Origin of the sequence: Streptomyces luteolus, assembly GCF_029968015.1 — a bacterium.
Lineage (GTDB): Bacteria > Actinomycetota > Actinomycetes > Streptomycetales > Streptomycetaceae > Streptomyces > Streptomyces luteolus.
In genome coordinates this window covers 46,045-67,726 of the sequence record NZ_JASCIS010000029.1, presented here as the reverse complement: position 1 = coordinate 67,726, position 21,682 = coordinate 46,045, and the positions used below count along the sequence as shown (strand labels likewise).

Genomic DNA, 21,682 nt, shown 5'->3' with positions numbered 1-21,682 from the left:
CGGTGACTGCTGTCACTGATCACACCAGCGGCCAGGAACCCACCGAGTCGAGGGGAACGGGCGCCTCCCGTGAGCGTTCCGTCGCCGACTCGGCGCGGCGCGGCGGGAGTTCGAGCACCGACACCGACACCGGCACCCACACCCGCGCCTGGGCCGCCTCGCCGACACGTAAGGCGAGGCACGACGACAGCGCCCCACCGGCCGGCGAGAAGCGCGCCCGCAGGTCACGTGCAGGACGACGCACCTCCGCCGAAACGGGCACACAGGGAGGGACGCGCGGCACCACCAGAACCGGCACTACGAAGAAGGCGCCGGACCGCCACCACGCGCGCGGGAAGAACGCGGAGAACGGGGAGAACTCAGGGAGCGGAGACGCGGAAGGACGCGCCTGGGACGACGGCCTGATCGCCCGCCGCGCGGGCGACGCACCGGACAGCGCCGAGAGCCGCGACGGAAACGCCACCCACGCGCGCGTGGAGCTCTTCGACCAGCACGGGCAGGACGCCTACGGCGACGGCACCCCGCAGAACACCACGTACGACCCGGTACTGCGGGCACGCCTCGACGCGCTGCGGGAGCTGGTCGGGCTGTCCCGTACCCGGCTCGACGGGCGCACCCTCGCCGAGGCGGGCCGGGTGCTCGACCAGGCCGCCGCGCGGCGCGGGCTCTCCGATCGGCACACCGTGGTCGCCATCGCGGGCGCCACCGGAAGCGGAAAGTCGACCCTGTTCAACGCCCTTGCCGGAGTGGCCATTTCGGACACCGGGGTACGACGCCCGACCACCGCCGCGCCCATCGCGTGCAGCTGGACGGACGGCGCCGCGGCCCTGCTCGACCGGCTCGCCATTCCGGGTCGGCTGCGCCGCAGGCCACTGCAGCACACCTCTCAAGGGGCGGGTCTGGACGGACTGGTCCTGGTCGACCTTCCGGACCACGACTCGGCGGCTGTCGAGCACCGCGAGCACGTGGACCGGATCCTCACCCTGGTGGACGCCGTGATCTGGGTCGTCGACCCGGAGAAGTACGCGGACGCCGTGCTGCACGAGCGCTACCTGCGCCCGATGGCCGGCCACGCCGAGGTCAGCTTCGTCGTCCTCAACCAGACCGACCGGCTGCCCGGCGACGCCGCCGACCAGGTCCTTGACGACCTGCGCCGCCTGCTCGACGACGACGGCATCGCTCTCGGGGAGCACGGCGAACCGGGCGCCACCGTGCTGTCGCTCTCCGCGCTCACCGGTGACGGGGTCGCCGAACTCCGCGAAGTCCTGCGCCAGTTCGTGGCCGAGCGGGGTGCGGCGGCCCGCCGTGTCTCCGCCGACCTGGATGCCGCCGCGGCCCGGCTGCGGCCCGTCTACGCGGCGGGGCGGCGCGTCGGGCTCAGCGAGCGGGCGCGCGAGGAGTTCTCCGACCGGCTCGCGGACGCGGTCGGCGCGGCAGCCGCGGGCCAGGCCGCGGAACGCGCGTGGCGCCGCAACGCGGGCAAGGCCTGCGGCACTCCGTGGCTGCGCCTCTGGCGCTGGTACGAGGACCGGCGCTTCCCGCTGCTGCGCGCGAAGCCGGCCCCCGCCCCGCCCGCCGACGAGGAGGCGACCGCCCGCCAGCGCGTCGAGCAGGCGGTGCGCACCGTGGGCGACGAAGCGGCGGCCGGGCTTCCGGCGCCGTGGGCGCAGTCGGTCAAGGAGGCCGCGGCGCGCGGCGCTCACGGTCTGCCGGAGGCCCTCGACGAGCTGGCCCTGACCGCCGCGAGCCCGGCACGCCGACCTCCACGCCCGGGCTGGTGGCCGCTCGCGGTGCTCGGCCAGGCCTCGATGACGCTGCTCCAGATCGTCGGCGGAGTCTGGCTGTTGGGCCAGGTCATCGGTGTCTTCCCGCCCAACCTCGGCTCGCCCGTCCTGCTCATGATCGCCGGCATCGTGGGCGGCCCCGGGGTCGAGTGGGCCTGCCGGATGGCGGCACGCGGCCCGGCCCGGCGGTACGGGATCGAAGCGGAACGGAAGCTTCGAGAGGCCGCCGCGGCGTGCGGGCGCGCGCAGGTGCTCGACCCGGTCGCGGCGGAGCTGCTGCGCTACCGGGAGGTGCGTGAGCAGTACGTACGCGTCACCGGGGCCGTGGGCGCGGGGCCGGTGACGATGGGTTCCCTCGGCGCGGTCGGCTCCGCCCGGCAGCCGGGTTCCGGTGGTTCGGGCGGGGGCCGGGAGGCGGACGCTCACGGTCGGGTGACGGAGTTGTCCACAACCGGCCGGTAGTCCACAGGCCGGAGCGGGCTCGTCTCGCAGGTAGCAGTCTGAGGTCGTCGCGGCGGATCGCCGGTCGGTCTCCGCGGCACCTGCGGGACGGGCCCGCAGGCATGTGGTGAGGGGACGGGACGAGATGAACGAGACGATGGTGACGGTCGTGGGGAACGTCGCGACGAAGCCGGTCTTCCGGGAGACGCAGAACGGCCCGGTGGTGCGCTTCCGCCTAGCCGTGACCTCCCGGTTCTTCGACCGTGCGGCGCAGGGCTGGAAGGACGGGCACACCAACTTCTTCACCGTGTGGGCCTGGCGCTCGCTCGCGGCGAATGTGGCCTCCTCGGTCTCCGTCGGTGAACCGCTCCTGGTGCGCGGCCGGTTGAAGGTGCGCAGCGAGGAGCGCGGCGGACAGTCGTGGACATCGGCGGACATCGAGGCGTACGCCGTCGGGCACGACCTGGCCCGCGGAACGTCCGCGTTCCGGCGTACGAGCAGGGCGTCGGCGGACCCGCTGATGGAGCGTCAAGGCGCTGCCGAGCGTGGCGAATCAGCGGCCCAACTCTCTCCGGACGAGCCGCAGTTCGAACTTCCCGCGCCCGCGCCCGTGCCCGCGGCGGCGCGGGAGCCGGAGCCCGCCACGTAGGGCGATCTGGGAGGTGATTTGTCGATTAGGGCAGGTCACAGTCGTATCCGGCGATAACGATTCCGAGTCGGAACGGTTATCGGATGGCATGACAGGGATATGCGTGGCGCGCGGCTTCATAGGATGCCGGACGTAACTCACGGGGCAGTTGATGCTGCTGGCGGGACCGAACCCCCCATGACCCCCCATGTGAACGGGTCCCGCCCGGAGGGGAATTCAGTGTTTTCTTCGTTCTCAGTACGTCGTCGCGGTGCCGCTCGCCGCACCGTCGCGGCACTCGTGTCCGGTCTCGTCGCGGCCGGCGCGACCCTGGGCGCGAGCCCGGCTGTCGCCGACGACGCCCCGCAGCACCAGGGTGGTGCGACCGCGACCTTGGGCGGGCTGAAGACCTACGGCCAGGCCGTCATACGTGACGGCGGCGAGCAGCAGCGCATAGCCGCGGGGCTCTTCGAGATGGCCGTGGACGACGGCGGCATGCTCCAGACGTACTGCATCGACGTCCACAACCCGACGCAGAAGGACGCGAAATACCAGGAGACCCCCTGGAGCGCGACCTCGCTGAACGGCAACCCGCAGGCGGGCAAGATCCGTTGGATCCTGCAGAACTCCTACCCGCAGGTGAACGACCTGGCGGCGCTCGCTAAGAAGGCCGGTGCCCGTGGCCTGACCGAGCAGGCCGCGGCATCCGGCACCCAGGTCGCCATCTGGCGCTACTCCGACGACGCCGACGTCGAGGCCCTCGACCCGCAGGCCGAGAAGCTCGCCGACTACCTGCAGAAGAACGCCCGCGACCTGCCCGAACCCAAGGCGTCCCTGAGCCTGGACCCGCCGGCCGTGTCGGGCAGGTCCGGCGAGCGGATCGGTCCCGTCACCGTGCGGACCAACGCGCAGAGCGTCACCGTGGCCCCGCCCGCGAACGCCGCGGCCAGCGGTGTGCGCATCGTGGGCAAGGACGGCGAGCCCCGCACCACCGCCGCCAACGGACACCAGCTCTACTTCGACGTGCCCGAGGACGCCCCTGCCGGGACGGCCGCGCTGACGCTGCAGGCCTCGACCACCGTGCCCGTCGGCCGGGCCTTCGCGTCCGAGACGAGGAGCCAGACGCAGATCCTCGCCGGGTCCAGCGAGTCCACCGTGTCCGCGACGGCCACGGCGCACTGGGCCGACAAGGGCGCGATACCCGCGCTGTCCGCGCAGCGGAACTGCGCCAAGGGCGGCGTGGACATCACCGCGGCGAACAAGGGCGACGAGCCGTTCACGTTCGAGCTGATGGGCGCCAAGCACACGATCGCCGCCGGTGACGCGCAGACGGTCACGATCCCGCTGCAGGAGGACCAGGCCTACGACTTCACGATCACCGGCCCGAACGGCTACGAGAAGCGCTTCAAGGGCGTGCTCGACTGCCGGACAGCGGGCAGCTCGGGCGGCGACAGCGCCTCCCCTGCGCCGCGGCCCAGCCCGGCCTCCGCGGGCGGCACTGGCGCGAACGACGGCCCGGACCTGGCCGAGACCGGCAGCTCCAACGCCACCCCGATGATCGCGGGCATAGCCATCGTGCTCGTCGTCGTCGGCGGCGGAGCGGTCTTCCTGCTCCGCAAGAAGAAGGACGGGGCGGGCGAGAGCGAGTAGCGCCCATGTGACTCTCCGAGCACAGCGGCCCCGACGCTCTCGCGTACGGGGCCGCTGCGCTTCTCGCGTACCGGGCTCGCGCACGTGTCAGGCCGCGCCCTCGGAGTCCTCACACGTAAGCCTGGTCACCGCAAGGTTCCCTTTGCGTCGCCTGGCCGAATCGCCCCCTTGTTGGCACTTCGTGTGCGTGTCACACAGGTCGGAGGCGGTGCGACTTGGTGAGGGGGCTCTGCATGTCTGTGCTGGGTGGCAAGCACGGTGATCCGTCGGACTGGGCTGTGCAGCGGTTCGGGCGGCATGCCGGCAGGCTCGCCGGAGAGATACCGAACCAACTGGCCAGGGCTCATTCGCGGGCACACGCGGTTCATCTCACCGCGAGGTTGAAGAAGCGCAGCCCGTACGGAGTGACCTTGGCCGAGGCGGTGCGTGAGCACCTGGCCGACATGGCTCGGGAGCTGGACGAAGCAGTCCGGGACGTGCGCGGGTACGAGTACGCCGTCATCAAGGACCACGCGCTCTTCCCGTTCAAGTACGCCGACCGCCCCAAGCCTCTCGACCGTGCGCGGTTGTCTGCCAACGCTTCGCCCACGCGCCGCCGGATGTTCCTCAGCCATGGACCGGATCAGGCGGAGGGCCTGTTCCCTCTGGACGACGCGTACACGACCGAGGAGTACGAGAAGCTGCACGAGACCTTCGAGGCGCTGGGTGCCTCCACGAAGCTCGTGTGTCTGTTCTTCACCGCCGACCCAGAGGGCGGCATACACGTCATCCACTGGGGAGACGCCCACCTCGAACCTGATCGCACCTTCACGTGGCTCCACAGCGAGCAGCTCCGAGTGGTGGCCTCGCCCCTGGAGTGAGGGTCGACAGATCATCTGTGATCGTGGCCGAGTAACGGCCAGGTCAGAGGCCATCCGCCATATGGGTTTCGTTCCTGCGGCAGCCGTACGGCAAGATGGGGTGTATCTGCCCACTTCCAGTTCTGCCGGACGGTTTCTCTTGGCTGAGTACATCTACACGATGCGCAAGACGCGCAAGGCGCACGGCGACAAGGTGATCCTTGACGACGTCACGCTGAGCTTCCTCCCCGGCGCGAAGATCGGTGTGGTCGGTCCGAACGGTGCCGGTAAGTCGACCGTTCTGAAGATCATGGCCGGTCTGGAGCAGCCGTCGAACGGTGACGCGTTCCTCTCGCCCGGTTACAGCGTCGGCATCCTCCTGCAGGAGCCCCCGCTGAACGAGGAGAAGACCGTCCTCGAGAACGTGCAGGAGGGCGTCGCCGAGACCAAGGGCAAGCTCGACCGGTTCAACGAGATCGCCGAGCAGATGGCGACCGAGTACACCGACGAGCTGATGGAGGAGATGGGCAAGCTCCAGGAGGAGCTCGACCACGCCAACGCCTGGGACCTCGACGCCCAGCTCGAGCAGGCCATGGACGCCCTCGGCTGCCCTCCCGGCGACTGGCCGGTCATCAACCTCTCCGGTGGTGAGAAGCGCCGCGTCGCCCTGTGCAAGCTGCTCCTCGAAGCCCCCGACCTGCTCCTCCTCGACGAGCCCACCAACCACCTGGACGCCGAGTCCGTGCAGTGGCTGGAGGCGCACCTCGCCAAGTACGCCGGCACCGTCGTCGCCATCACCCACGACCGGTACTTCCTGGACAACGTCGCGGGCTGGATCCTGGAGCTCGACCGCGGCCGCGCCATCGGCTACGAGGGCAACTACTCCACGTACCTCGAGACCAAGCAGACCCGTCTCAAGGTCGAGGGCCAGAAGGACGCCAAGCGCGCCAAGCGGCTCAAGGAAGAGCTCGAGTGGGTGCGGTCCAACGCCAAGGGCCGGCAGGCCAAGTCCAAGGCGCGCCTTGCCCGTTACGAGGAGATGGCCGCCGAGGCGGACAAGATGCGGAAGCTGGACTTCGAGGAGATCCAGATCCCGCCGGGCCCGCGCCTGGGCAATGTCGTCGTCGAGGTCAACAACCTCACCAAGGGCTTCGGCGACAAGCTCCTCATCGACAACCTGAGCTTCACGCTGCCGCGCAACGGCATCGTCGGCGTCATCGGCCCGAACGGCGCGGGCAAGACCACGCTGTTCAAGATGATCCAGGGGTTCGAGACGCCCGACTCCGGCGAGATCAAGGTCGGCGACACGGTCAAGATCTCCTACGTCGACCAGTCCCGCGGCAACATCGACCCGAAGAAGACGCTGTGGGCCGTCGTCTCGGACGAGCTGGACTACATCAACGTCGGCCAGGTCGAGATGCCGTCGCGTGCGTACGTCTCGGCCTTCGGCTTCAAGGGCCCGGACCAGCAGAAGCCCGCCGGTGTGCTCTCCGGCGGTGAGCGCAACCGCCTGAACCTCGCGCTCACCCTCAAGCAGGGCGGCAACCTGCTGCTCCTCGACGAGCCGACCAACGACCTGGACGTCGAGACCCTGTCCTCCCTGGAGAACGCGCTGCTCGAGTTCCCGGGCGCCGCGGTGGTCGTCTCCCACGACCGCTGGTTCCTGGACCGCGTCGCGACGCACATCCTGGCGTACGAGGGCGACTCCAGGTGGTTCTGGTTCGAGGGCAACTTCGAGTCGTACGAGAAGAACAAGATCGAGCGGCTCGGTCCGGACGCGGCGCGCCCGCACCGTGCCACCTACAAGAAGCTCACCCGGGGCTGAGGCGCCAGTGGCTCGGCACATCTACAGCTGCCCCCTCCGCTGGTCGGACATGGACGCCTTCGGGCACGTCAACAACGTCGTCTTCCTGCGGTACTTGGAAGAGGCGCGGATCGACTTCATGTTCCGGCTCGCGCCGGGCGACGGATCGCCCTCGTTCTCCGGGGGCTCCGTCGTCGCGCGCCACGAGATCGACTACGTACGGCCGTTGGTGCACCGCCATGAGCCGGTGACCATCGAGTCGTGGGTGACGAAGATCGGCGCGGCCTCGCTCACGATCGCGTACGAGGTGAAGGACCCGGACCAGGTGTATGTCCGGGCCTCGACGATCGTGGTGCCCTTCGACCTGGAGGCGCAGCGGCCGCGGCGGATCAGCGCGGAGGAGAAGTCCTACCTCCTGGAGTACATGGACGACTCGGCTCCGGGGGCGCTTGCCGCATGACGGCCGCGCCGTTGCGTTTCGCCGACGCCGGGGAGGCGGCCGACCTGGCCGCCTTCCTGGCCCGGCTCATCCACTACGATAAGGCCGCGGCCGTGCGGCTGCAGGCCGGCGGCGGGGCGCTCGCCGTGTTCGGGCGGCCGCCGTCCTTCGAGGTGCTCGCCATCCGCGCGGCCCGGCTCGCGGAGCCGACCGCGCTCGATGTGACCGTTTCGGCGGGTGAACTCCTCGAAGGGATCGACGAGTCGGCGGGTACGGCCGCCGTGCCCGAGGCCGTCACCGGGCCGCCGTGGGCCGGTGTGCTGCCCCCGCGCGGCGGCTGGCAGCAGCTTCCCGGGCTGCCCGGACTCGACGCGGTGCGTCGGGCCGTGGGCGTCGCGGTCGGTGAATTCCGGGCGCGTACCGAGGAGTTGGACCCGGAGAAGCGCACCCGCGCCGAGCTGGACCGGATCGGCCGGGAGATCTGGTCGCGGCCGGTCGGCGACACCGAACTGCCGGTCCGGGCCGCGCACGCCGCGCAGGCGCTCGGCTTTCTCCGCCCCGGGGGCTTCACGGCGGGACCGGAGAGCGGGCCCACGCTGCTCGCCTCGGGCGCGTGGCTGCGGTTGCGTACGCCGTACGGCTCGATCGCCGTGCGCAGGGCGGGAGTCGGCGCGCTGAGTGTGACGCCCGCCTAGCCCTTACGTTGTCCGTACCGCGCCCTGGTACGGGGCTTGGGAGCTGGGGCTGCCGCCCCAGACCCCGCTAATCGCCCTTCGGGCTTGTCCTCAAACGCCGGACGGGCTGTTTTATGCCGTGTTGACCATCGAGGCCGCGGCGTAGGTCAGGTAGTTCCAGAGCGTGTGCTCGTGCTCCTCGGAGAGGTTCAGCTCCTCGACCGCCACCCGCATGTGCTTCAGCCAGGCGTCGTGCGCGGCCTGGTCCACGGTGAACGGGGCGTGCCGCATGCGCAGGCGGGGGTGGCCGCGGTTGTCGCTGTACGTGCGGGGGCCGCCCCAGTACTGCATAAGGAAGAGCGCGAGCCGCTCCTCCGCCGGGCCCAGATCCTCCTCCGGGTACATCGGCCGAAGCAGCGGGTCCTCGGCGACGCCCTGGTAGAAGAGGTGCACCAGACGCCGGAAGGTCTCCTCGCCGCCGACCTGCTCGTAAAACGTCTCGTCCTGAAGCGTGCCGCGCGGAATCTCCATCACCCGACCATCGTCTCAGACGTGGCGACCGAGGACCCCAGGCCTAGGACTTCCCCTGTCAGGTCCCTGCGCCGGGTCTCGCCTCCGGGGGGATATCGCAGGACAGTGGGGACATGGGAGCCGAGCTGCCGCAGGAGACGCCCGCCGTGCCCGCCGTCGACGCCGTGCGGGCGGCCGCGGCGCGGGCCGGTCTGGTGCGGGAGATCGAGGCGAGTGGCGCATTCGACTCCGACCCGGCCTGGCGGGAGGCGTTCGAGGAGGTGCCGCGGCATCTGTTCGTGCCGTACTACTACGTCGGTACGGCGGAGGGGTACGAGCGGCTGTGGGGCGAGGACCCCGATCCGGGCCGCCGGGAGCGCTGGCTGCGCGGGGCGTACGCGGACGAGCCGCTGGCCACGCGCGTGCGCGACGGCGAGCTGATCTCGTCCAGCAGCCAGCCCTCCCTGATGGCGCAGATGCTCGCGGACCTCGCCGTACGGGACGGGGACGCGGTCCTGGAGATCGGTGCCGGGACGGGCTACAACGCGGCGCTGCTCGCCCATCGCCTCGGCGACGCGCTGGTCACGACGGTCGATCTGGACCCGGAGATCACCGAGTCCGCCCGTCGGCACCTCGCGGCGGCGGGCCTGCGCCCGAGGGTGGTCACCGGGGACGGAGCGCGCGGCTGCCCGGAGCACGCCCCGTACGACCGGATCATCGCGACCTGCGCTCTGGAGACGGTGCCGCGGGCGTGGCTCGCGCAGTGCGGGCCGGGGGCGCGGATCCTGGCGCCGATGGCCACGGGCCTGATCCTGCTCGACGTGCAGGACGGGGAGCACGCGGAGGGGCGGTTCCTGCACATGCCCGCGTACTTCGTGCCGCTGCGCGGCGGGGCCCGCGAGGAGGACCGGATGCGGCTCACCGGCGGGCTGCCGCGGCGGGCGCTGCACAGCGAGCTGTTCCGCTTCCTGCTGACGCTGACCCGGGACGTGCTCGACCCGCACGAGGCCCTCGCGCTCTGGCGGCGCGAGGGCAAACCGGCGCGGGAACGGTTCGGGGTCACGGTGAGCGGCTCAGACGTATGGGCCTGGCTGGATGATCCAACCGGCCCGTACGCCTGGCCGCTGCCGTGACCCCGGACGGTCCTGCTCCGCGCTGCGTCAGCCGCGCCGGACCGTGATCGTCGTCCAGGCGCCGACGTGCACGCGGTCGCCGTCCTGCAGCGGTACGGGGACGAACGGCTGGATCGGGTCCTCGCCGCCGTTGACCGTGGTGCCGTTGGTGGAGTTCTGGTCGACGACCGCCCAGCTGCCGTCCGGCTGCTGGACCAGGACCGCGTGCTGGTGCGAGACGCCCGGGTCCTCCGGTGGCACCGACAGATCGATGTCGGGGGTGTCACCGGTGGAGTGGCGGCGGCGGCCGATCGTGAGCTGGTTGCCGACCAGCTGACGCTGCTGCTCCGGGGAGTACGCGGGCAGGTTGAGGCTGGAGGCCTCGGGGCCGCTGCGGTGCATCATCGCCATGAAGTACTCGCGGTCGGGACCGATCGTGGCCGTCCAGCCCGCGGGCGCCTGGTTCTGCGGCGGGAAGCCGGGGCCGGGGCCGGGGCCCTGGCCGGGACCGGGACCGGGTTGACCGTGCAGACCGGGGCCCGGCTGACCCTGCGGACCCGGACCCGGCTGGCCCGGACCCGGCTGGCCCTGTTCGGGGAAGCCCTGCTCCGGGAAGCCCTGGCCAGGACCGCCGGGGCCGCCGGGGCCGCCCGGGCCGCCCGGACCGCCCGGGCCCTGGTCGGGGAAGCCGGGCTGCGGCGGGGCCGGGGCGGGAGCCGGAGGTGCAGGCGGCGCCATGGACTCCTGCGGGGACGGCGGGGCCTGGCCCGACGGCGGCGGGATCATCCAGTCGTCGTTGCCACCGGGGCTCGGCGGAGGCGGCGGCGACTGCGGACCCCCCTGCGGGAAGCCGGGCGGCGGACCCTGCTGGGGACCGCCCTGCGGGCCGGGCCCACCGAGCGAGCCCTGAGGACCGGGGCCGCCCTGCGGACCAGGACCGCCCTGAGACATATCCGGGAAGCCGGGCGGCGGCGGACCCTGCATGCCCTGCGGGGACTGGGGTGCCTGAGGTGCCTGAGGTGCCTGGGGTGCCTGGGGTGCCTGCGGAGCCGGGGGCTGCTGCGGGCCGCCCTGCATCGGCGGAGGCGGAGGCGACGGCATCGACGGCATCGACGCGTCCGGCTGCAGCGGCTCCGCCGGGCGGTTCATCTGCGAGGGCCGCGAGCTCGTGTACTCACCGCCGCCGGACGGCGGTCCTGCCTGCGCGAAGCCGGGCGGCAGGTTCAGGCCCGGGGCCGGCGGGGCCGGGGGCGCGGGTGCGAACGACGTCGCGGTGTTGGTGAGGAAGTTCCACCGGCACTCCTCGCAGAACGGGGCGTTCGCCTCGCGCGGGGTGTTGCACTGCGGGCAGTTCTCCTGCGGGCCTCCGGCACCCGGCTGCGGGTAGCCGTACCCACCACCGGGGGCGGGCGGGCCGGGCTGCTGCTGCGGGTAGCCGTACCCACCGCCAGGGGCGGGAGGGCCGGGCTGCTGCTGCGGGTAGCCGTACCCACCGGCCGCCGGGGGCGGCGGGGGCGGCGGAGGCATCGCACCGGCCGGCGCGCCTGCTCCTGCCATGCGTTGGCCGCAGACCTCGCACCAGTCGTCGGAACCCGACTGGTGTCCGTTCGGGCAGGTCGGCATGTCGGCGCTCCCCCTCTCCTTCACTCCTGCAGGTTCTTACTTCTGCACGTTCTTACTTCTGCACGTTCTTGACGCGAACCGTTCGGGTCGACCTGGTCTCGAGAGTCATCTCGTCGGCCTCTTCGACCTTCGCTTTCAGTCGCACAGTACCCGTCGCCGCGTCGACGACGTCGACCACCTTGGCAAGGAGCTTGGCCGTATCCGCGTTGCCCGAACCCGCGGCCAGCTGAACGGCGCGGCCCAGCTTGGCCGTTGCCCCGTCCGTATCGCCGGACTTACGGGCGTCGAGTCCCTGCTGGATGACTTGTGCCAGTTCGGCCTGGCCTGTGTAGTGCGCGACCTGGGGGTTGATCGCCGTGGAGGCCACCAGGTCGTCCGTCCAGACCGCCCGTACCAGGCCCTGCGAGACGCTCTGGGCGTTGCCGTCGCCGCGGTCGATCACCAGGGAGACGCGGGCCGCGAGCATCTCCTGGCCGATTCCGGCGTCCGGGACCTCGACGCATACGTGGTAGTCACGGGACTCGTCGCCCCAGGAGCCGGTGGGGTAGTCGCCCGCGCGGGGGCCGACAGGGGTGCGGCGGTCGGTCACGTCCTCGACGGTGGGCGCGACCTGCTTCACGAACTTGATCTCCGCGCCCATCGGCGTCCACAGCCGCAGTGCGACGTCGGCGATCTCCTTGCCCATCGCCGTCTCCATGAGCTGGGTGAAGTCGGCGGTCAGTTCGGCCGGGTCGGCCACGATGTCGGCCGAGCCGAGCAGGGCCGAGGCGATTCCCGTGACTTCTTTCACTTCCCAGTCCGTGCCGACGCCGCGTGCGTCACAGGTGAAGCGGCCGGCGGCGGCGTCCAGGGCGGCCCGCAGGTCCTCGGGCGACTCGTGCTCGTTGCGCCCGTCGGTCAGCAGGATGCCGTGGCGTACGGCGGTGTCCGGGACGCCGTCGGAGTTCAGGAGCCGGTCGGCCAGGCGCAGCCAGCTGCCGATGGCGGTGCCGCCGCCCGCGGAGAGCCGGCGCAGGGACTGCCTGGCCGCCTCGCGCGTACGGGGACCGGCGACGGCGAGGCGGCCGCCGCCCGGGTAGACCTCCTCGGCGACGTGGGTGCCGGCGATCACCGCGAAGCGGACGCCGTCGCGCAGCGCGTCGATCGCGGCTGCCGTGGCATCACGGGCGCCGCGCATCTTCGTCGGCGGGTAGTCCATCGAACCCGAGCAGTCCACCATGATCGCCACGGCTGCGTCCGGGCTCGTGCCGTCCGGTGTACGGCCGTCGGCCGTGCCGCCGCCGGCCGACGTCACCGTCACGATGGCGTTGACCTCGCGGCCGCCCTCCGGCAGGTACTCGTTCGCATAGACCTCTACGGCGAACTGCGGACCGTTGGGTTTCGCGAAATTGGCCATGAAATGTGCCCCCCTTGATTCCCCTGATCCCCTGATTCCCCTGCTCCCGCGAGCCCCTGATTCCCCTGTTCCCCCGAGCCCCGTCGCCCGCGGGACCCGTCAGGCCGAGCCTGCCCCCGGTGCCGCGACGGGGAACGGCAGCACCGCCACTGTTACGTTGTCGTGCCCGCCGCCGTCCAGGGCGTGGCCGACGAGGACCTGGGCGCTGTGCAACGGCCGGCTGCCTGCGTCGGCGGGCACGGCGGCCGCCATCTCCTCGACGCCCTCCGCGTAGTTCCACAGGCCGTCCGTGCACACGACGACCACACCGGGCCGGTCGGGCTTGAACGACGCGGTGTGCGGCTCCAGTTCGTACGCGTCCGCGCCGAGCCAGCCCGTGATGGCGTGGGCCCGCTCGTCCGCGTACGCCTCCGCCTCGTTCATCAGGCCCGCGGCGACCATCTGCGCCGCCCAGGAGTCGTCCTCGGTGAGGCGGGCGGCGGGGACGGAGCGGTCGGCCGGGATCCAGTACGCGCGGGAGTCGCCGACCCAGCCGACGACGAGCAGGCCGCCCGCGACGACCGAGGCGACGATCGTGCAGGCCGGGGCGTTCTGGTGGTGGTCGTGCTCCGCTGCCGGACCGCCCTGCTCCGCAAGGGAGTTGACCGCGTCGGACGCGGCGATGATCGCGTCGTGCATGGCCTGCTGCGGGTGGACCTCGCGGGGCAGCGCGGCGAGCAGCGACTCGTTGGCGGCCTGGGCGGCGGCGACCGAGGCCTCGTCGGGCCGCGTCGCGGAGGAGACCCCGTCGCAGACCACGGCGACGACCGCGGGGGAGCCGTCGGGCAGGGCCGTGGCGGAGACCGTGAACGCGTCCTCGTTGCGGTGGTGGCGCAGGCCGCGGTCGCTGACGGCGGCCACGGCGTCCAACTCCTGCTCCATGTGGTCGCGTTCGCGCGGCTGGGCGTGCCCGCAGCGCTCGCAGTAGCCGTCCCGGTCGACACGGCCCGCGCGGCAGGCCACGCAGAGCTTCGTGCCCGCCGGGGGCGTGGGTGTGGGTGTGGCCGTACGCGGATCGGGCGTGCCGCGCGACGGCGTGGACGGCTCGTCGAAGTCACCGAGGCCGTTCGCGGCGGCAGGGGCGGGGCCGGGGGCGGCCGGGGCCTGCGGTGCGGGCGGAACACCCGGCATGGGCGGTACGTCCGGCATGGGTGGCGCATCCGGCAGGGGCGGTACGGAGTGATCCGCGCCCGGGGTGCGTTCCGTTCCCGGAGTGCGTTGCGTTCCCGGGGTGCGTTGCGTTCCCGGGGTGCGTTCCGCGCCGGGGGAGTGGGCCGCGCCGGGGGAGTGTGCGGTGCCGAGCGGGCTCGCGGCGGCCGGGAGTTCGGCGTCGGCCGAGTCCCTGCCCGCGAGGTCGCTGGGCAGGTGCACCGGCGCCGGTACGTCCGCGCTGTCCACCTCCCGGGCCTCGGGCCACTCGACCGGGGCGCCCGGCGGGGCCGGGAAGGGCGGAGCGGGCTCGGTGGCCGGTGACGCCGCGCCTGGGCTGATGGCGATCGTGGGATGGTCCTCCTGCTGTGCGCGCACGGCCGACAGGTCGTACCCACACGCTCCGCAGAACAGGTCACCCGACTCCAGCGGTTCGGCACAGCTGGGGCACGTCGGCCAAGGAGACCCGGGGGTCACCTGGTGCATCTGCGACATCAATCACACCCACGTCCGGGGGCGGAAGCGGTTGGCCCGCTCCACCAGTTCGATCCTTTCGGCGCCGCCTTTGGCCAGCCTGGCGAGCGTCCGGTACGAGCGTTCGAGCCCGAAGCGCAGGCCACGCTCGTCCAGACTGCTGCCGAGCAGCACGGTCTCGCCGGGGCCCTGCGGCGGCGCAGTAGTGCCCCGGCTCCCGGAGAGCACCCAGTCAAGGGCGGTCCCCAGGACCTCGGCCGACAGTTGTTCGCGGCGGACCGCGTCCAGACCGAAGTGCTGCAGCGCCTCGACCTGCCCCGCGGCGGCGGTCAGATCGTCGAGCAGCGGTTCGTGCACCGCCTGGTCCCGAAGTCGGGCGCGTACGGCGGCGATCCGGGCCGCCGTGAAGTGAATCGACGCCTCCGGAACGGCTTCCAGGGTACGCACCGCCGCCCGCCGGTCGCCCGCGGCCAGCTGGACCCGCGCGAGCCCGAACGCCGCGCTGACGTATCCCGGATCGGCGGTCCACACCAGGCGGTAGTACTCGGCGGCGTTGTCCAACTGCCCGAGCACCTCGGCACAGACGCCGAGGGCCAGCTTCGGCGCGGGCTCGCCGGGGAACGCGTCGTAGACGGCGTCGAAGGAGAGCGCGGCGGTCTCGAAGTCGCCGGTGGTCAGGGCGACCAGGCCGCGGTACCAGATCACCCGCCAGTCGTCCGGGTGGCCGTGTTCGAGCTCGTCGAGGCAGCGCACGGCGGCGTGCAGCTCGCCCGTCTCCAGGCGGGCCCGCAGCTCGCGCAGGCGCAGCTCGACCGAGGGCGCGGGGGCGGCGTCGAGCGCGGCGATCAGCTCGGCGGGCGCGGAGGCCATCAGGCCCGCCAGGAACCCGGCGTTGAGATCGCCCGCGTCGACCAGCGGCACGGGAAGGGCGAGCGCGGTCGCGGCGGTGTCGAGGGGGCGGACACGGCACCCGGCACCGGGGTGGCCGCCGGAACCGGCGCCTCCGGCGCCCGCCTTGGCAGCTCCTCTGCCCACCAACGCACCAGCGGCTCCGCCGCCAAGCATCCCGGCACCTCCGGTGCCAGAAGAATTGACGTGCCCGGCACCTCCAGCGGAACGCGCACCCCCAACAGAACCCGCACCTCCAGCGGAACGCGCACCCCCAACAGAACCCGCACCCCCAACGGCCCGCACCCCCAACCGCGAGACCTCCCCGCCCCCCGCCACGAACAACTCCGTGTCCGTGACCCGCACCTCGGGCCCGAACAGGGTGGACAGGGCCGGGCGCGGGCGGCCCGACTGGACGGCGACGACCTCGCGCAGCACGCCCGTCAGCTGCTCGGCCATCTCCTGCGCGGAGGCGAACCGGCGGGCCGGGTCGGGGTCGGTGGCGCGGACCAGGAGGCGGTAGAACGACTCGTACCGCTGGAAGACCTCGATGTTGCCGGGGTCGGGCAGGGAGTCCACGAAGAAGTTCGTGTACCCCTGGAAGTCGAAGGTGAGGACCGCGAGCGTGCGCGCGACCGTGTAGAGGTCGGACGCGACGGACGGCCCAGCCTCCGCGACCTCGGGCGCCTGGTACCCGACCGTGCCGTAGATCGCCGACTCGTGGTCGTCGAGGCGGCGCACGGCACCCATGTCGATCAGCTTCAGCTGGTCCTGCTGCTGAATCGCGTTGTCGACCTTGAAATCGCAGTACAGGAGGTTGCGGCTGTGCAGGTGGCCGAGCGCCTCCAGGGCCTCGATGCCGTACGCGCAGGCCTGCTCGACCGGGAGCGGGTCGCGTCGGCCCTCCGCCGTGCGGCGCTCGTTGGCGATCTCCTTGAGGGACTTGCCGCCGACGTACTCCATCACTATGTAGCCGTCGAGGGAGCCGGTGCGCTGGTCGAGGTGCTCGACGAAGTTGTAGATGCGGACGATGTTGGCGTGCTCGATCTCGGCGAGGAAGCGGCGCTCGGAGATGGCCGCGGCCATCGCGTCCTGGTCGCCGGTGTCGAGCAGGCCCTTGAGGACCACCCAGCGGTCGGACACCGCGCGGTCGATGGCGAGATAGATCCAGCCGAGCCCGCCGTGCGCGAGGCAGCCCACCACTTCGTACTGCCCGTGCACGATGTCGCCGGAGCGGAGCTTAGGCACGAACGAGTACGGGTGGCCGCACTTGGTGCAGAACCCTTCCGTCCGCCCCGGGCGGTCGCCGCGCGCCCGGCCCACCGGCGCACCGCAGTCCGAGCGGGAGCAGAACCGCTTCCTCTCGGGGACCTCCGGGTCCGCCTGGACCATCGCGCGCGGGTCGGGACGCGGCACCTGCGGCATCTCTACCAGGCCCACGCCGAGCCGCCCGCGCCCGGAGGCTCCGGACGGCGAGCCGGAGCTGCGCACCGAGACGGAACGAGCGGAGGCCGGGCCCGACATGGAGCGGGTCAGCCGGCCGGAGACCGAGCGCCGGGACGTGGACGACCGCGAGGAGCGCGAGGAACGGGACGACCGGGAGGAGCGGGCCGAGGTGCTGCCGCGGGCGGGCGCGGTGAGGCCCGTCGGCGCGGACGCGAGCAGGCCGTGCGGTGCCACGACCGGGGCCAGACCGCAGACGTCGCAGTACAGCTCGCCGCCGCCCATGTCCTCGTAACGGCCCTCGCAGTCCGGGCGCTGGCACTCTCTGCGCTCATCGGCGCTCACGGGTACCTCCTCACCTGCCGCCATCGATCCCTCTGCCGCCATCGATCCCTCTGCCGCCATCGATCCCCCTGCCGCCATCGGTCCCCCTGCCGTCGTCGGGCGTGTGCTGCTGCGGTACGCGGCCGGAGAGGACCTCCGCCGCCGCGTACTGGTAGCGCAGCACGGCGTCCTCGGCGACCCGCAGGTCGCAGGGCGCGCTCCACAGCATGCGGCGGGCCGCGTCGTACCGCTCGATCAGGAGCGGGTCCTCGGCGGCGCCGTGCCGGGCGACCTTCGCCTTGTACGCGTCGAGGCGGCCGCGCAGCTCCGCGCGGACCGCGAGCGGAGCGGTGACGGCGGTCAACGACTCGCGGGCGCGCAGGAGTTCGTCCTCCGCTCGCCGCTCCAGGGACTCCAGGAGCGGGGAGAGCCGGTTCCACTGGCCGTGCCTGCGGTACTCGGCGGCGGCCGCGAGCTGTTCGTGCAGCGCGGTGGGCGGTCCGCTGACCGCGGGCACCTCAGTCGCGGCGATCTTGGCGAGCACCTCCCCGCGGGCCGTACGAGCCTCCGCCAGGGTCCGGTCGGCGCGGGAGAGCACGTCCCGCAGCCGGCCGAGGCGCGCCTCGGCGTCCTGGCGGACGGTGAGCACGGCGTCGATCTCCCGGCGCACGTCTTCGAGTGCGCGCGCCTCGTGGTCGTACCGCTCGGTGTCGGGGCGGCCGCCGCCGGGGGCCGAACTGCCGCTCCTGGCGCGCCAGAAGGCCAGCGGGTCGGAGATCACCTGGGCGCGCAGCTCCGTCAACTCCCGGGTGATCCGCTCCAGATCGTCACCCGCGGGGTGCTCGCCCGGGCGTACGCCCACGGATGCGGCGAGCTTGCGGGTGCGGTGCAGCTCGGCGGCGAGGAGGTCGATCCGGGCGGGCAGCGCGGACCAGACCGCGTCGGCGGCCACGACCACGTCGAGGGACGAGGCGTACAACTCGTTCATCCGCTCGACCAGTTCGGGCAGCGTGAACTCCTCGCTGAGCCGGGCGGGGCCGGTCAGGGACTCCGGGGCGCCGGTCGCGGGCGGTCCCGCGGAGACGGTGACGGAGCGGCCGCGCAGCAGTTCGGTGAGCTCGCCGAGGTCGTCACGGCTGGGCCAGCGTCTGCGGGCGCGCAGTTCACGGGCGCCGGTCAGGGCCGCGGAGTACGCGTCGAAGTACGCCCACAGGCGGGTGATGGCCTGGTCGGCGGCGGCCCAGCGGTCCGCGGTGACGCCGGTCAGCTCGGCGCCCTCCAGGAGTCTGCGGCCCGCGTGGTCCTGCAGGGCGAGCAGGGACGTCTCCACGGCCTCGTGCTCGGCGCCGATCCGGGCCAGGGCGCGGTCCACCTCGTCCCTGTCCATGACGGGTCCGGGGAGTGGTCCGGGTCCTGCGGGTCCCGCGACGCCCATCGATCACCTCTCGCTGTGCCGGTTCTGCGGTTCGTTTCGGTACTTCTCCGTTGGCCTGGCTCGTCCGGTCCGCCTCGTCCGGTCCGGCTCGTCCGGTCCGCCTCGCCCGGTCCGGCTCACCGCCCTCAGTCCTCGCGGTACTTCGGCTTCGGCGGTCCGTCCACGTTCTTCAGATCGTCCGCGAGCCAGTCCTCGTACGCCTTGTCCCAGTCGCTCTTGTCGTCCGAGCCGTTCTTGCGGTAGTCGACCAGGACCTGGTTGACCTGGCGGACCAGGTCGGGCGACTCCTTGCTCATCGCCACGCCGTAGTACTCGGTGGTGAAGGGGTCGCCGACCAGCTGCACCGTCGGGTCCTGCGCGGCCTGGCCCGCGGCGAGCGCGCTGTCGGTGACGACCGCGTCCACCTCGCCCAGCTGGAGCCGTACCAGACAGTCGAGTTGGTTGGGCACCGTGGTGGAGACATCGGCGCCGAACGACCTCTGCTTGAGCTCGGCCTCAGCCGTCGAACCCGCGGCCGTACACAGCCGCTTGCCCTTCAGCGACGCGTTGTACCCGGTGATCTTCGACTCCTTGGGGACGAGGAGCTGCTGCCCGGTCTCGAAGTACGCGGTCGAGAACGCGACGTCCTCGGCGCGGTCGCAGGTGATCGTCATCGTCCGCACCACCATGTCGACCTGCCCGGACTGGATGGCCCGCACACGCTGGTTGGTGGGCACCGCGCGGTAGACCACCGCGTCCGGGTCGCCGAGCAGGGCGTCGGCTATGGCCCGCACCAGGTCGATGTCGAAGCCCTCCAGATCACCGGTGGAGGGGTTGCGGTACCCCCAGCGGTAGCTGTTCTGGTCCACGCCGACGATCAGCTTGTTCGGTTTGTCCTCGCGCTCCTTGATCTCCTTGACCGTGGGTCCCTCGTCCTTGCTCGGGCGCAGGCTGCGCACCGCCGACTCGGGCGTGCAGTCGTCGGCCGCGGCGGGGCGGGTCACGCCGAGTCCCGGGCCGCCGGTGCCGATGGGGTCGTCCGGGCCTGTGCGGGACAGCGGGAGCAGGGTGAACAGGGCCGTCAGGACGCAGGCGAGGGCCATCGCGACCACGCCGCCCCAGCCGCGCAGTCGGCCGGGCAGTCGGCCAGGCAGCCGACCGGGCAGGACGCGCGCCGGAAAGAAGCCGTCGCCGCGCTGCTTCCGGGTCATCCCGCCCCCTCGCGTCGCTCCTGACGGGCCCGAATCTCTCGTAGCTCTCGTAGCTCTCGTCGATCTCATCGGGCTCATCGGTACTCCGAAAGCCTGCGGCCGATGCCGAGCACGGCGCCCGTCGCGCCGAGCACCGCGACCACCGCCGCGCCGACCGGCAGCCCCGTCATCGCGCCGCGGCCGTCCTCGGCGGCTCTCCTGAAGTCCCGCTGTTCATGCGCCACGGCCTGCTCCAGGGCCTGATCGGCCCGGTCGAAGGACTCGCCGGTCGCCTCGTCGTCGCCTATGACGCGGTCGCGGGCCTTCTCGTAATCCCCCTGCATATCGGCGTCGCGGGCGGCCTTGTGGCGCTTCTGCCATTCCTCCACGGCCCCCATGGCCTTCTCGACGGGCACCCGGCCCTCGTCGTCGTCGGCGTGGTGCAGGGCCGCGCCGAGGGTGCCCATTCCGGCCCGGTCCGTGCCGCCGTCGCCGAGCTTCCGCATCAGGGCGCGGTAGTCCACGTCGTACTTGTCCTGCCCGGCGTTCGGGCCGTCCGGGACCGTGACCGCCCCGCGCGCGACCAGGGTCAGGTTCTCGTTGCTGCGGGCCTGGAGGGTGCTGATCCGGGCGTCGTTGAGGACGTTGAGCGAGCGCACGCCGTTGTCGTACGAGTCGGCCAGGGCGGCGAAGGCGACCGTGTGCCCGGCGAGCAGCCACAGCAGGACGGCGGCGGCCGTGCCGGTCGCGGTGACCAGGCCCGGGTTGAACACCCGGTTCGTCCTGCGGTAGTTGCGGCGCTGGGCCCACACCAGGGCGGCCAGGGCGAGCAGGCCGAGGGCTGTCGCGGCCCACGGGTACGACTTCGCCGCGTCGTAGTCGGCGCCCAGGCGGGCCTTCTCCGCGTCGTAGAGCTCCTTGGCGGCGGGGAGCATCTCCGTCTGCATCAGGTCGTTGGCGTTGCGCAGGTACGCACCGCCGAGGGGGAGGCCCTGGCGGTTGTACGTACGGGCTGTCTCGATGCGCTCCGCGTACTCCGGGAGGAGGGCGTTGAGCTTCGCTATCCCGTCGCTCGCGGTGCCGGAGCCCTTGCTGTTGGCGGCGGCGGTGGTGAGTTTGCGGGCGGCCGTCGCGATGTCGTCCTCGTACCGCTCGCGGACCGCCGCGGGTTCCTGGCCCTCGGCGAGGAAGCCGCTCGCGGCGGCGGTGTTGGCGTCGGCGAGGGAGACGTAGATCGCGGCGGCGTCGGCGGTGAGGGGCTGGCTGCGCTCGATGACATCCTCCGCGGCGGCCGCGCGGCCGGAGGTCTGCCAGGCGGTGACGGCGCCGAACGCGATGACGAGCAGGGCGAGTACGGCGCCGAGGATGCGCAGCCTGCCGGGCTCGGTCGTCGCGGCGGCGCGCAGGTGCTCCGCGCCCTCGGCGAAGGCGGTGCGCCGCCGTGGTACGGCGCTGCCGCTGTGCGGGTCTGTCACCTCTCGACCTCCCCCGTGGCCATCCGACGGTCACCGCTCCCCAGGCCGTCCAGTATGACCGCAGGGACTGACAATGGCTCCGGCGTTTCCTGGATCTTGTTCGTAGCGCAGCGGGAACCTGGGGGCCAGCCCCTGCCCTTGTACACGTACGGGGGGATTGTTCGGTTCCCCGGGGTGGGGTGGGCAACTTGCGTTGTGCGGCGGCTGGTTCGGGTGGCGGGGGTGTTCTGTTCCCCTCCCCGCCCCTTCCCGAAAGTCCTGCCGGACGGGCCTCCTCAATCTCCCCCAGCTACCGCTGGGAGGTGCCCCCAGAGGGGCTGAATTTTCAGCCCCTCCGGCGATTGAGGAGCGGGGTCCGGGGCGGAGCCCCGAAGCGCCGCAGGCTT

Annotated in this window: 16 protein-coding genes; 8 read left to right on the top strand and 8 right to left on the bottom strand. The window is 72.4% G+C overall.

Features of this window, described 5'->3' with window-relative positions:
- The first annotated feature begins 2 nt into the window (after positions 1-2).
- From QIT00_RS25585 to QIT00_RS25555, 7 genes are all read left to right on the top strand, one after another.
- On the top strand, positions 3-2,246 hold the full coding sequence (locus QIT00_RS25585; RefSeq protein WP_282537745.1) for a YfjP family GTPase: 2,244 nt from the start codon (positions 3-5) through the stop codon (positions 2,244-2,246).
- Positions 2,247-2,370: 124 nt separating this feature from the next.
- A complete protein-coding gene (locus tag QIT00_RS25580) occupies positions 2,371-2,874 on the top strand; it encodes a single-stranded DNA-binding protein (protein ID WP_282537744.1) in 504 nt (167 codons plus the stop codon).
- Positions 2,875-3,051: 177 nt separating this feature from the next.
- Positions 3,052-4,503, top strand: coding sequence for an LAETG motif-containing sortase-dependent surface protein (locus QIT00_RS25575; RefSeq protein ID WP_282537743.1), 1,452 nt, complete (start codon positions 3,052-3,054; stop codon positions 4,501-4,503).
- 233 nt (positions 4,504-4,736) lie between these two features.
- Positions 4,737-5,363 carry a hypothetical protein gene (locus QIT00_RS25570; protein ID WP_282537742.1) on the top strand — a complete coding sequence of 209 codons (627 nt, stop codon included), beginning with the start codon at positions 4,737-4,739 and terminating at the stop codon, positions 5,361-5,363.
- Between the two features lie 139 nt (positions 5,364-5,502).
- Complete coding sequence (ettA, locus tag QIT00_RS25565) at positions 5,503-7,167, top strand: energy-dependent translational throttle protein EttA (protein WP_282537741.1); 1,665 nt, start codon at positions 5,503-5,505, stop codon at positions 7,165-7,167.
- Between the two features lie 7 nt (positions 7,168-7,174).
- Complete coding sequence (locus QIT00_RS25560) at positions 7,175-7,606, top strand: acyl-CoA thioesterase (RefSeq protein WP_282537740.1); 432 nt, start codon at positions 7,175-7,177, stop codon at positions 7,604-7,606.
- The gene (locus QIT00_RS25555) at positions 7,603-8,280 is read left to right on the top strand and encodes a hypothetical protein (protein WP_282537739.1); all 678 of its coding nucleotides are present in this window, start codon (positions 7,603-7,605) and stop codon (positions 8,278-8,280) included. The genes QIT00_RS25560 and QIT00_RS25555 overlap by 4 nt, the downstream gene beginning before the upstream one ends.
- 111 nt (positions 8,281-8,391) lie before the next feature.
- On the opposite strand, the gene QIT00_RS25550 is transcribed toward QIT00_RS25555, so the two are convergent.
- A complete protein-coding gene (locus QIT00_RS25550; protein WP_282537738.1) occupies positions 8,392-8,793 on the bottom strand; it encodes a globin in 402 nt (133 codons plus the stop codon).
- 110 nt (positions 8,794-8,903) lie between these two features.
- Between QIT00_RS25550 and QIT00_RS25545 the strand changes: the two genes are divergently transcribed.
- A complete protein-coding gene (locus QIT00_RS25545) occupies positions 8,904-9,902 on the top strand; it encodes a methyltransferase domain-containing protein (protein ID WP_282537737.1) in 999 nt (332 codons plus the stop codon).
- Between the two features lie 27 nt (positions 9,903-9,929).
- Here the strand turns inward: QIT00_RS25545 and QIT00_RS25540 are convergent, their stop codons facing one another.
- The 7 genes from QIT00_RS25540 to QIT00_RS25510 form a co-directional block, all read right to left on the bottom strand.
- Positions 9,930-11,504 (bottom strand): FHA domain-containing protein, encoded by a 1,575-nt coding sequence (locus QIT00_RS25540; RefSeq protein WP_282537736.1) that lies wholly within the window; start codon positions 11,502-11,504, stop codon positions 9,930-9,932.
- A 52-nt stretch (positions 11,505-11,556) separates the two neighbouring features.
- On the bottom strand, positions 11,557-12,900 hold the full coding sequence (locus QIT00_RS25535) for a vWA domain-containing protein (protein ID WP_282537735.1): 1,344 nt from the start codon (positions 12,898-12,900) through the stop codon (positions 11,557-11,559).
- A gap of 99 nt (positions 12,901-12,999) precedes the next feature.
- On the bottom strand, positions 13,000-14,583 hold the full coding sequence (locus tag QIT00_RS25530; protein ID WP_282537734.1) for a PP2C family serine/threonine-protein phosphatase: 1,584 nt from the start codon (positions 14,581-14,583) through the stop codon (positions 13,000-13,002).
- Between the two features lie 3 nt (positions 14,584-14,586).
- Positions 14,587-17,262, bottom strand: a complete 2,676-nt coding sequence (locus QIT00_RS25525) for a serine/threonine-protein kinase (protein WP_282537775.1) — start codon at positions 17,260-17,262, stop codon at positions 14,587-14,589.
- Positions 17,249-18,652 (bottom strand): coiled-coil domain-containing protein, encoded by a 1,404-nt coding sequence (locus QIT00_RS25520; RefSeq protein ID WP_282537733.1) that lies wholly within the window; start codon positions 18,650-18,652, stop codon positions 17,249-17,251. Before QIT00_RS25520 ends, QIT00_RS25525 begins: the two co-directional genes overlap by 14 nt.
- Positions 18,653-18,777: 125 nt before the next feature.
- Complete coding sequence (locus QIT00_RS25515) at positions 18,778-19,734, bottom strand: glutamate ABC transporter substrate-binding protein (protein WP_282537774.1); 957 nt, start codon at positions 19,732-19,734, stop codon at positions 18,778-18,780.
- Positions 19,735-19,916: 182 nt separating this feature from the next.
- Entirely contained in the window at positions 19,917-21,296 is a 1,380-nt protein-coding gene (locus tag QIT00_RS25510) for a hypothetical protein (protein ID WP_282537732.1), read from the bottom strand.
- Positions 21,297-21,682: the final 386 nt, after the last annotated feature.

Bases quoted from the DNA above. Each gene is read 5' to 3' on its own strand.
- QIT00_RS25580 (WP_282537744.1), top strand. From the start codon at position 2,371: ATGAACGAGACGATGGTGACGGTCGTGGGGAACGTCGCGACGAAGCCG.
- QIT00_RS25575 (WP_282537743.1), top strand. From the start codon at position 3,052: ATGACCCCCCATGTGAACGGGTCCCGCCCGGAGGGGAATTCAGTGTTT.
- QIT00_RS25570 (WP_282537742.1), top strand. From the start codon at position 4,737: ATGTCTGTGCTGGGTGGCAAGCACGGTGATCCGTCGGACTGGGCTGTG.
- QIT00_RS25555 (WP_282537739.1), top strand. From the start codon at position 7,603: ATGACGGCCGCGCCGTTGCGTTTCGCCGACGCCGGGGAGGCGGCCGAC.
- QIT00_RS25545 (WP_282537737.1), top strand. From the start codon at position 8,904: ATGGGAGCCGAGCTGCCGCAGGAGACGCCCGCCGTGCCCGCCGTCGAC.
- QIT00_RS25540 (WP_282537736.1), bottom strand. From the start codon at position 11,504: ATGCCGACCTGCCCGAACGGACACCAGTCGGGTTCCGACGACTGGTGC.
- QIT00_RS25535 (WP_282537735.1), bottom strand. From the start codon at position 12,900: ATGGCCAATTTCGCGAAACCCAACGGTCCGCAGTTCGCCGTAGAGGTC.
- QIT00_RS25530 (WP_282537734.1), bottom strand. From the start codon at position 14,583: ATGTCGCAGATGCACCAGGTGACCCCCGGGTCTCCTTGGCCGACGTGC.
- QIT00_RS25525 (WP_282537775.1), bottom strand. From the start codon at position 17,262: ATGGCGGCAGGTGAGGAGGTACCCGTGAGCGCCGATGAGCGCAGAGAG.
- QIT00_RS25520 (WP_282537733.1), bottom strand. From the start codon at position 18,652: ATGGGCGTCGCGGGACCCGCAGGACCCGGACCACTCCCCGGACCCGTC.
- QIT00_RS25515 (WP_282537774.1), bottom strand. From the start codon at position 19,734: ATGGCCCTCGCCTGCGTCCTGACGGCCCTGTTCACCCTGCTCCCGCTG.